At 63.1% G+C, this 9,932-nt stretch carries 11 protein-coding genes and 2 tRNA genes; 7 read left to right on the top strand and 6 right to left on the bottom strand.

The window, feature by feature from the left end:
• From GGR23_RS19895 to GGR23_RS19885, 3 genes are all read right to left on the bottom strand, one after another.
• Positions 1-659 (bottom strand): GTP-binding protein (locus tag GGR23_RS19895; protein ID WP_183368068.1); only part of this gene is annotated, 659 nt, incomplete at its 3' end.
• Positions 660-828: 169 nt separating this feature from the next.
• Positions 829-902: transfer RNA gene (locus GGR23_RS19890), tRNA-Gly, on the bottom strand.
• Positions 903-927: 25 nt separating this feature from the next.
• A tRNA-Tyr gene (locus tag GGR23_RS19885) sits at positions 928-1,012 on the bottom strand.
• Between the two features lie 211 nt (positions 1,013-1,223).
• Here GGR23_RS19885 and GGR23_RS19880 point away from each other — a divergent pair.
• The 3 genes from GGR23_RS19880 (at position 1,224) to GGR23_RS19870 (ending at position 3,719) form a co-directional block, all read left to right on the top strand.
• Complete coding sequence (locus GGR23_RS19880; protein ID WP_183368067.1) at positions 1,224-2,096, top strand: TrmH family RNA methyltransferase; 873 nt, start codon at positions 1,224-1,226, stop codon at positions 2,094-2,096.
• A gap of 33 nt (positions 2,097-2,129) precedes the next feature.
• Entirely contained in the window at positions 2,130-2,846 is a 717-nt protein-coding gene (locus tag GGR23_RS19875; RefSeq protein WP_183368066.1) for an AprI/Inh family metalloprotease inhibitor, read from the top strand.
• Positions 2,847-2,930: 84 nt separating this feature from the next.
• A complete protein-coding gene (locus tag GGR23_RS19870) occupies positions 2,931-3,719 on the top strand; it encodes an SDR family NAD(P)-dependent oxidoreductase (RefSeq protein WP_183368065.1) in 789 nt (262 codons plus the stop codon).
• 18 nt (positions 3,720-3,737) lie between these two features.
• Here GGR23_RS19870 and GGR23_RS19865 read toward each other — a convergent pair whose 3' ends face one another.
• Together GGR23_RS19865 and GGR23_RS19860 are read right to left on the bottom strand one after the other, a co-directional pair.
• Positions 3,738-3,950, bottom strand: a complete 213-nt coding sequence (locus GGR23_RS19865; protein WP_183368064.1) for an alkylphosphonate utilization protein — start codon at positions 3,948-3,950, stop codon at positions 3,738-3,740.
• Positions 3,951-4,065: 115 nt separating this feature from the next.
• The gene (locus GGR23_RS19860) at positions 4,066-4,443 is read right to left on the bottom strand and encodes a hypothetical protein (RefSeq protein WP_183368063.1); all 378 of its coding nucleotides are present in this window, start codon (positions 4,441-4,443) and stop codon (positions 4,066-4,068) included.
• 269 nt (positions 4,444-4,712) lie between these two features.
• Here GGR23_RS19860 and GGR23_RS19855 point away from each other — a divergent pair, with 269 nt between their 5' ends.
• On the top strand, positions 4,713-5,651 hold the full coding sequence (locus tag GGR23_RS19855) for a DMT family transporter (protein ID WP_183368062.1): 939 nt from the start codon (positions 4,713-4,715) through the stop codon (positions 5,649-5,651).
• A 139-nt stretch (positions 5,652-5,790) separates the two neighbouring features.
• Positions 5,791-6,600 (top strand): mechanosensitive ion channel family protein, encoded by an 810-nt coding sequence (locus GGR23_RS19850; protein ID WP_183368061.1) that lies wholly within the window; start codon positions 5,791-5,793, stop codon positions 6,598-6,600.
• A gap of 23 nt (positions 6,601-6,623) precedes the next feature.
• On the opposite strand, the gene GGR23_RS19845 is transcribed toward GGR23_RS19850, so the two are convergent.
• Entirely contained in the window at positions 6,624-9,248 is a 2,625-nt protein-coding gene (locus GGR23_RS19845; protein WP_183368060.1) for a bifunctional diguanylate cyclase/phosphodiesterase, read from the bottom strand.
• Between the two features lie 257 nt (positions 9,249-9,505).
• Here GGR23_RS19845 and GGR23_RS19840 point away from each other — a divergent pair, with 257 nt between their 5' ends.
• Together GGR23_RS19840 and GGR23_RS19835 are read left to right on the top strand one after the other, a co-directional pair.
• Positions 9,506-9,709 (top strand): hypothetical protein, encoded by a 204-nt coding sequence (locus tag GGR23_RS19840; RefSeq protein WP_183368059.1) that lies wholly within the window; start codon positions 9,506-9,508, stop codon positions 9,707-9,709.
• 7 nt (positions 9,710-9,716) lie between these two features.
• Positions 9,717-9,896 carry a hypothetical protein gene (locus tag GGR23_RS19835; protein WP_183368058.1) on the top strand — a complete coding sequence of 60 codons (180 nt, stop codon included), beginning with the start codon at positions 9,717-9,719 and terminating at the stop codon, positions 9,894-9,896.
• Positions 9,897-9,932 lie beyond the last annotated feature (36 nt).

Genomic DNA, 9,932 nt, shown 5'->3' with positions numbered 1-9,932 from the left:
CCCGAGATCGAGAACACGTCTTCGATCGGCATCAGGAAGGGCTGGTCGATCGGACGCTCAGGCGTCGGGATGTAGGAGTCGACGGCTTCCATCAGCGCGCGGATCGCGTTCTCGCCGATTTCCTTGTTGGAGTCTTCCAGAGCAGCAAGAGCCGAGCCCTTGATGATCGGGATATCGTCGCCGGGGAAGTCGTAGGACGACAGAAGTTCGCGAACTTCAAGCTCGACGAGCTCGAGGAGCTCGGCGTCGTCAACCTGGTCGACCTTGTTCAGGAACACGACGATCGCCGGAACGCCAACCTGACGGGCGAGCAGGATGTGCTCGCGGGTCTGCGGCATCGGGCCGTCGGCAGCCGAGCAAACCAGGATCGCGCCGTCCATCTGGGCAGCACCGGTGATCATGTTCTTGACGTAGTCGGCGTGGCCGGGGCAGTCGACGTGCGCATAGTGGCGGTTGGCCGTCTCGTACTCGACGTGCGCCGTCGAGATGGTGATGCCACGAGCCTTTTCTTCCGGCGCGGCGTCGATCTGGTCGTAGGCCTTGAATTCACCGAAATACTTCGTGATCGCAGCCGTCAGCGAGGTCTTGCCGTGGTCAACGTGACCGATCGTGCCGATGTTTACGTGCGGCTTAGTGCGCTCAAACTTACTTTTTGCCATTTGAATGCTTCCTGTGAACGATAGGGTGGCCCGGCGAACCGGTTTGGTGCAGCCGTTTAAGGCTTTCACGCGCAATGCGCAAGACTTAAATGAGTTTGCCCGGACCCAGCGCGGCGAATAGCGGGCAGCGGCCGGAAACGACACTCAAATCAAACAGTTATGAAAGGATTGGAGCGGGTAGCGGGAATCGAACCCGCGTATTCAGCTTGGAAGGCTGCTGCTCTACCATTGAGCTATACCCGCGGCGGTCTATGATCACGAGAAGGAATGGTGGAGAGAGTTGGATTTGAACCAACGTAGGCTGAGCCAACGGATTTACAGTCCGTCCCCTTTAACCACTCGGGCATCTCTCCGTTCCAACCGGATCAAACAACCAAGCTTTACGCGGATCGAAAAGCGCTTCGTTGAGCGGCGCCCCGTTCGATCTGCGCCGCGTATATGACTGTCTCGTTCCGATCTGTCAACACGGTCGTGATGCAAAAATCCGGAAAAAATATCCCTTCCTTTTCAAAAGCCCGGAAGCCCGGGGCTTTGCGGCGAACGACGGGGAGACTATAAGGCACCATGAGCAAAAAGCCCCCAGCAGACCGGTCCGCAAAGGACACCCATTACGCCAATCTCCGCCGCCAGCATCGCGACCAGAAGCGCGAGCGGGGCGAGATTCCCACCCCCGCACCGAACAAGCGCCGCAAGGCGGAAGGCTGGACGCCGCCGCCGCTTTCGCCGGAGCAGGTCTATCTCTACGGCCTGCACACCGTGCGCGCGGCAATCGCCAATCCCGAACGGAAGAACATCCGCCTTTCGGTCACGCAGAACGCCTTTGCCCGCCTCGACATCGGCCCGGCAGAGGCCCTGCCCTTTCCTGTGGATATCGTTTCTCCGCAGGATATAGACCGCGTGCTCGGACCCGATGCCATCCACCAGGGCGTGATGCTGGAGACACGGCCGCTGCCGGTTCGCCGGCTGGAGGCTCTGAAGGACAGCCCGCTCCTTCTGGTACTGGACCAGGTCACCGATCCCCACAACGTCGGCGCCATCATGCGCTCGGCCGTCGCCTTCGATTGCGGTGCCGTGATCACCACCATGCGCCACAGCCCGACCGAGTCCGGCGTGCTGGCCAAGTCCGCCTCGGGCGCGCTGGAGATGATTCCCTACATCCAGATCACCAATCTCGCCGATGCCCTCGGGGAACTGCACGAGCTCGGCTTCACCACCATCGGGCTGGATTCGGAAGGGCCGGCACCGCTCGAGGGCACCTTCGCAGGCGAACGCATCGCGCTCGTGCTCGGCAACGAGGGCAAGGGCCTGCGGCAGAAGACGCGCGAAACGGTGACCGCGCTTGCCCGGCTCGACATGCCGGGCGCCATCAAGTCGCTCAACGTGTCCAATGCGGCGGCAATCTCGCTCTATGCCGCACGGCAGTATCTGAAGGCTTAGCCGGCACGGCCGGCAATCCGGGAGGAGGACCCGATGCAAGGCCAGACCCCTTATCGTCCATGGCTGATCCCGCTCGTCGCGGCGGGATCGGTTTTCTTCTCATGCAGCTCCCTCGCGGCACAGGACATAGACCCGGAGATCATCCGGGCGACCACCGGGGAGTGGCTGGTCGCTCCGGCCGACGGAAAGCCCGGATGCCGCATCCGCCTGACCGACGGCGAGTCGATCGGCGGGCTTGCGGTGGAGGGTGCCGAGGAAGCCTGTGCCTCCGTACTGCCCGCCATCGGCAATGCCGCCGCGTGGAATTTCGGCGAGAACGGCGCCATCCAGCTGATCGACCCCGTCCGGAAGGTCATTGCCCGCTTCGAGGAGCAGGAGGGCGGCCCGCACCGGACCGCGGACAATCCTCCGCTGCTGCTGCTCTTCGAACCGCCAGCCGGACTGAACGCCATCCCTGCCCCCGCCGCCATAGCCGGCACCTGGACGCTCGCGCGCCCCGAAGGCGAGACGCTCTGCCAGCTTGAGCTCAAGGCGGAGGCCGAGGAGGACGGCACCTTCCCTCTGTCACCATCCGGTGACTGCGCTTCTGCCGTGAAGAAGCTGAAGCTCCATCGCTGGCAGATCGACGGGCTCGGACTCAGTCTTCTCGGCGAGGACGGCAGCTCGCTGTCGCTGGTGGCCGTGACGCCGGAGCGTTTCGACAAGGCGAAGGAAGAAGGTGGCAAGCCGCTTTCCATGATCCGGAAATAGGCGGTTCGACCGGTCTGTTCTTGGTGATTCCCCCTGGCGCCCGTTTCCGCTAGCCTCCCTCGCGTCTGACGAGGAGGATTGACGATGGACATGGGACTGAAGGGCAAGAATGCGGTTGTCACCGGCGGCTCGGTGGGCATCGGGCTGGCGGTCGCCGAAGGGCTGGCGGCAGAGGGCGCCAACATTCTGATCGCCGCGCGCGGCGGTGAACGCGCCGAGACGGAAGCGGCGCGCATTGCCGCCCGCTTCGGCGTGACGGCAAGAGGCGTTGCCGCAGATGTCGCAACCGTCGAGGGGGTGGATGCGGTCATAGCCGCCGCAGCCGCCATGGGCGGCGCCGATATTCTCGTCAACAATGCCGGCACGGGGTCCAACGAGACCATCATGGAAGCGCCGGACGAGAAATGGCAGGCTTACTGGGATCTGCACGTCATGGCGGCCGTACGCCTTGCCCGCGGTCTCGTGCCGCAGATGCGGGCGAAGGGCGGCGGCGTCGTGCTGCACAATGCGTCGATCTGTGCGGTTCAGCCGCTCTGGTACGAGCCGATCTACAACGTCACCAAGGCGGCGCTGATGATGTTTTCAAAAACGCTGGCCACCGAGGTTGCAATGGACAACATCCGGGTCAACTGCGTCAATCCCGGCCTCATCCTCACGCCCGACTGGATCAAGACGGCCAAGCAGCTGACGGAGAATACCGGCGGCGACTGGCAGGGTTACCTCCAGTCCGTGGCCGACGAGCACGCGACCGTAAAGCGCTTCGGCACGCCGGAAGAGCTGGCCAACTTCTTCGTCTTCCTGTGCTCCGACAAGGCAAGCTATTCGGTCGGCTCGACCTATTTCGTCGATGGCGGCATGCTGAAGACGGTCTGAGGCGAAGGCCCGCCCCCGTCACGCCTTCTTCAGGAACTCCGTGCGCAGCACGAGGCCCTTGATCTTGGCGTGGCGGCATTCGACCTCGGCCGGATCGTCCGTGAGGTGGATGCCCTTGATCATCGTGCCGCGCTTCAGGGTTTCCGAAGTGCCCTTCACCTTGAGATCCTTGATGAGGGTGACATTGTCGCCTTCGGCGAGGACGGTGCCGTTGCTGTCGCGGACTTCCATGGGACACTCCAGTGTTGGTTTTGCCTGCCGGTAGAGCCGCCGGGCAAGCTTGTCCAGCCCCGCAGCGGCCAAAGTGGCGGCCGGGAGGCGGAAATCGCCCGGGAGCTGACGATCGTCAAGTTTCGCCGAAGGACAGGACCACGTTGAAGGCAAAGACCACGACTGCCACGGCGAATCCCACCGAGCCGACGGCGGCCCCGGTTTCGGCTTCCGCATGCCCGGCATAAAGGAAAAGCAGGGACACCGTCATGACAACGGTGGAAGGAGCCTGAAGCCAGAAATGCACCTGCGCAAGCCGGCTGAGAGCCGCCTTTTCCGTCACGCGGTAGAACAGCGCACACAGTGCGGCCGTCACCCATCCCGCCAGCATGATATGCGCATGGGCCGTTGACTGGGCATGATCCTGACTGATCGCCATGTAAAGCCCCACCACCACGCCGAGGAAGAGGAAGGAAAGTGCGAGAAGCATGAAATTGCGCGCTATGCCATTCATGAAAATACCCCTTCTATATATTATTTGTTCAGGATATTTCCTATAAACCCCTGTTTTATAGAAGAAAGATGCTCGCACGAGAACACAGCATTCGAGGATATTTTACCACTTTAATATATACCTATGCATGGGGTTTCTCCCGGCCCGCAGCACCGGCGTCCTTTACGGCCAAGCCCGTGTCGCATCTGATGCTGGAAAAAGTCGCTCCGGTGCTTATTCTGGAGCTCCCGCCGCCCGGTACGACCGTCCGTCCCTCCTGAGGAGCCCTCATGCAAAACAAGACCCTTCTGGGTGTCGTCTATCTGTGCCTCGGGGTTCTGGTCTTCTCGACCCAGGATGCAATCGTCAAGGCGGTGTCGGGATCCTATGCCCTCACCCAGGTGGTGTCGATCCGCTGCATCGTTTCGGTGCCCATCCTCTTTGCCATGGTGTGGTGGGAGGCAGGACCGCGCGCGCTTCTTTCCCGGAATTTCAGGCCGCTCGTCAGCCGATCGGCAGTGATGCTGCTGGCCTACACGACCTATTACATGGCCTTTCCGGCCCTGAAGCTCGCGGATGCGGTTGCGCTCTACTTCACCGTGCCGCTCTTCATGCTGGCAATGGCCGCCCCTCTTCTCGGCGAAACCATCGGCTGGCGGCGCATCACCGCCGTCGGCGTGGGTTTCGCGGGGGTCATGGTCATGCTGAGGCCGGGAGCCGGCCTGTTCGAGCCGGCCGCGTTCCTTTCGCTCTTTTCGGCAGCCACCTACGCCCTTTCGATGCTGATGGCGCGCAAGCTGGGCGGAGACGAAAAGGCTTCGGTGATGGCCTTCTACCAGAACGGGGTCTATCTCGCCGGCGCCCTCGTGCTGGCCTTCGTCCTCAACCTTACCGGCATCGAAAGCGCAAGCCACCCATCCCTCAACTTCCTGGTCCGCCCCTGGACCATGCCGACGGCACGGGATTTCCTGCTGATCGCATCCTGCGGCGTCATCGCCGCCTTCGGCATCGTGCTGCTGACCCAGGCCTACCGCATCGCCAAGGCGAGCGTGGTCGCCTCCTTCGAATATACGGGCCTTCTCTGGGCACCGCTCTGGGGCTACCTGTTCTTCAACGAGGTGCCTGACAGCGCCACCTTCTACGGCGCCTTGCTCATCCTCGCGGGCGGTCTCTTTGCCCTCTCCTCGCCTGCTGCGCGACAGGACGACCCCACACCCGACAAGACCTGACCGCAGGCCGCGCGGGTGGCCATGCCGCCTGCATCAAGGCCCGCTTCGCCGGGAACCTTTCAGCGCCTCGCTCATTCCTTCACCTCTGCCGGTGCTTTCGGGTGCCGCCTTTCCACGCGAGCCGAGGTGAAAGGATCCGATGGATTTCGAGAGCTCCAACTTCATTGCCGCCACCCGCACAGCGCTCAACCAGCTGACAGCGCTTGCGGTCCATTACTCGCTGTCGGTGATCGGCGCGATCATCCTGCTGATCGTCGGCTGGATGCTGGCCCGCCTCCTCAGCCGCTGGCTCTACGAGGCGGTCTCGCGCTTCGACGGTGTCGACCTGACCCTGGCGCAATTCTTCGCGAATGTGCTGCGCTATGGAATCATGACGCTGGTCTTCGTGACGGTGCTGGGCCAGTTCGGCGTCCAGACGACCTCGATCGTCGCTGCCCTCGGTGCCGCGGGCCTCGCCATCGGTCTTGCGCTTCAGGGAACGCTCCAGAACATCGCCGCGGGCATCATGCTGCTGGTGCTGCGCCCGCTGCGCGTCGGCGAATACATCGTCACGCCCGCCGTCAATGGCACGGTGATGGAAGTGGGCCTGTTTGCCACGGAGCTGAAGACCGCGGAGGGGCTCTATCTGCTTGCCCCGAATTCCATCCTGTGGAATGTGCCGATCACCAATCACAGCCGTCGTCCCCAGCGCCTGCAGGAGCTCACGATTGCCGTTGCCAACGATACGGACCTCGATCTCGTGAAGCGGCTGCTGCTCGGGGTGGTCGAGCGCGACGAGCGCGTGGAGAAGAGCCCGGCGCCCCGCGTGTTTTCCGACGATCTCGCCGCCGACAAGACCACGCTCAAGGTCGCGTACTGGGCAAAGACCGCGGTCTGGACCGAGGCCCGGCGCGACCTCATCGATCGCATGCGCAACACGCTGATCGGCCAGGGCATTGTCCTGAAATAGGCGCAGACGGATCCGGGACTGTCTCAGCCCGCAGCCAGGAGGACCCGCTTGCGCTCCTGCCAGTCCCGCATGAAGGCCATCATCGCGTTGGCCGGCATCGGCTTGGCAAAGGCATAGCCCTGAAGCGCATGGCAGCCGAGATCGCGCAGGATGGCCGCATGTTCCATGGTTTCGACGCCTTCGGCCACGATCTCGATGCCCTGCGAGCGGCCGATCTCGATGATCGAAGCCACCATCTGCCGACGCGAGAGCGAGTCGCGGATGGGCGCTACCAGCTTGCGGTCGATCTTCAGCCGCTTGGGTGCCAGCTCCAGAAGGCTGACGATGCTCGCATGGCCGGACCCGAAATCGTCGATCTCGATGTCGATGCCCGCCGCCTTCAGGCGACGAACCGCCGCGACGAGGGAAACATCGGGATCGTCGAGATAGATGGTCTCCAGCAGCTCGAAGGATACCGAACCGGGCTTGAAGGCGATGCGGTTCAGCGAGTCGAACAGGCGGTCGTCGCCGAGGCGCTGGGCGGAAATGTTCACCGAAACCGACGGGATCTGGAAGCCGTTGGCCTGCCAGCGCGCCAGATGGAAGAGCGCCTTCTCGAAGATGACGGCGTCGATGTCGGCCACGCGGTTGGTCGCCTCCGCCACCGAGAGGAAGCGGTCCGGGGTAAGGAGACCGCGCGTCTCGTGGTTCCAGCGGGCAAGGGCTTCGGCGCCGACGATATCGAGCGTGACCGCATCGAACTGCGGCTGGAAGTAAGGCACGAATTCGTCCTGCTCCAGCGCGACGATCAGCTCGTCGGCCGTCTTCTTCGCCTGCACGGCGGCCAGGCGCAATCCGTCGGAGAAGAACTCGAACCGGTTGCGGCCCCGCTTCTTCGCCTCGTACAGCGCGATATCCGCATTGCCGAGAAGCTGGAGCGGATTCTCGTGCCGGAAGGTCTGCACCGCGACGCCGGCGCTGCATCCGATGCGGCAGAAGTGGCCTTCGAAATCGATGGGCTCGCTCATCGCCCCGACAAGTGCGTCGGCAAGGCTCCGGGAGCGCTCCTCGGCCGAGGCGCCGCGGGTGACGATCACGAACTCGTCGCCGCCGATCCGCGAGGCGAATTCTCCGGGCCCGACCAGCGAGCGGATACGGTCCGCAGCCGCCTTCAGCACCGCATCTCCGGCCCGGTGACCGAAGGTATCGTTCACCTCCTTGAAACGGTCGAGGTCGGCATGAATGAGGCCAAGCCCTTCTTCCTCGCCCTCCTCCGTCTTGAGAAGGCGTTCGAGGAAGCGTCGGTTCGGCAATCCCGTCAGGGCGTCGTGCAGCGACTGGTGCTCCAGCTGGTCGCGTGCATCGCGTAGCGCGGACTGCATCATCACGTCGCGCGTGATGTCCCAGTTCGCCCCGATCATGCGCACCACGCCGTTCGAGTTGCGGAACACGCCGCCATGCGCCCTGATGTAACGAATGGCGCCGTTCGCATCGATCACGCGGAAATCGGTGTTGTACGGGGCTTCCTTTTCGAGACAGCGCGCGAAGGTGGCTTCCGCATCCGCCAGATCATCCGGATGAAGAGCACTGCGCCAGTCGTCATATTCGCAGATGGGCTTGGACGGATCGACGCCATAGAGCTCCCGCATGCGCTGGTCCCAGATCAGCGTGTCGGTGGCCGGCATGTATTCCCACACACCGATTTCCGACGCCTTGAGCGCCAGGCCGAGCCGCTGCGACAGGGTTTCCAGCTGCTCCTCGCTTTCGCGCAGAACCCGCATGTTCGCCTGCCGCTGCTTGGCGAGAAGCGCCGCCCAGGCAAGCGGGATGATGATGGCGATCGCGATCAGGACGGTATAGGCGCGGAAGCGCTTGAGTTCCGTTGCATAGTCGCCCCAGCCCTCGGCAGGCGTTGCTGCCAGATGCCAGCGATCGATGCCGACCTTCAGCGACAGCTCCACCGGGCTGCGCTCGAGAACGGCCGGATCCCCGTAGAAGACGGCCTTCTCCTTCTGGGGATTGTCCTTGTAGATCGCCACGTCGAGACCGCTGGCAAGCCCGAAGCCGCTGTCCCGGTAAAGCTTGTCCAGATCGATGATGGCGGAGACGATGCCCCAGAAGCTGCCGTCGTCCTGCCGGAAAACCGGATAGCGCGCAATCAGGCCAGTGCCGCCCTGCACCAGGTGGATCGGCCCGGTCAGCACCATCTGCCGCGTATCGCGCGCCCGCAACACGCCCGGCCGCTGCTCGTCGTTCTTCCTGTAATCCAGGCCGAGCGCCCTTCGGTTCATCTCGTAGGGAAAGATCATGCTGACGACCATGCCCGGCGCGCCGGCCAGCACCTTGATCTCCGAGGGGCGGGACAGGAGGCTCGCCGCGAGGGTTGTGAACTCGGCCTGCGTTTCCACCGGCCGCACGCCCATCATCGTCACCAGCCCCTGCACCAGGTTGACGTTGGCGTTGATGCGGGCATCCAGCCGGGCGGAGATATCGGCAAGCCGCTTGCTGGTCTCCAGCCGTTCGGCAGCGATATATTGCCGTTGCCGGTCTCCATCCATCAGGTAGAGACCGGTCCCCACGGCCAGGCAGAACAGCAGCGCCGGCAGATAATAGGATATCCGCGCCCGGGCGAAGCGTGCCACCACAAAGGATTTCAACCGTCCCTGCATGCTTTCGCTGCCTTTTTGAGCCAATTCCCCCTGATTGTTCAGTATAGCTTTTAATAAAAACTGACTCACGCAGCGCTTGCCTTGAAGATCGGCAATCCTGGCGCTTATCAACCACCTTTTTCGCCTTTCATCGTTAGCTCCTCGGTAATCCCTAAATTTCCGATAGATATATCTTTCAGGCGCACCAGAAAGCTGCAGATGGAACCCTCGGCGCTCCCAAGCCGTTCAGCCCATGAACCAGCATGAAGGAGACTGAGATGAGCAACACTCCGCGTCCAGGCGGCGCTCCCGGCACGACCGAACAGTGGCCGCGCTGGGAAGGACCGCAGCAGAACACGCCCCGTGGGTATCTGAAGGCAAAGGACGATCCGGAAAAAGACCGGGACGCCGCCGGCGAAAATCTCCAGGACCCCAAGAAGACCGATCTGGGAGACGCCATGAAAACCCGGGATGATCAGTGAGGAGCCCATGAGCAAGCGCGAACTCATCGATACCGGCACGGACAAGCGCTATGTGCGGCGCGACGACAAGGGCCGGTTCAAGGATTCGGTCGATGTCGGCCGTTCTCTGGCTGCCGACCGCCGACAGCATGCAAAGCACCCTGTCAAGTCCGGAGAAGGCGACCGCGGCGACCGGCCCACCCGCTGAGCGGGCAAAGGCTGGCCCGTGCCGGCGAAGCTACCG

The organism is Gellertiella hungarica, assembly GCF_014197145.1.
Classification (GTDB): Bacteria; Pseudomonadota; Alphaproteobacteria; order Rhizobiales; family Rhizobiaceae; genus Gellertiella; species Gellertiella hungarica.
Note: the sequence above shows the minus strand (reverse complement) of the source record. Positions and strands in the feature narration are given on the sequence as shown.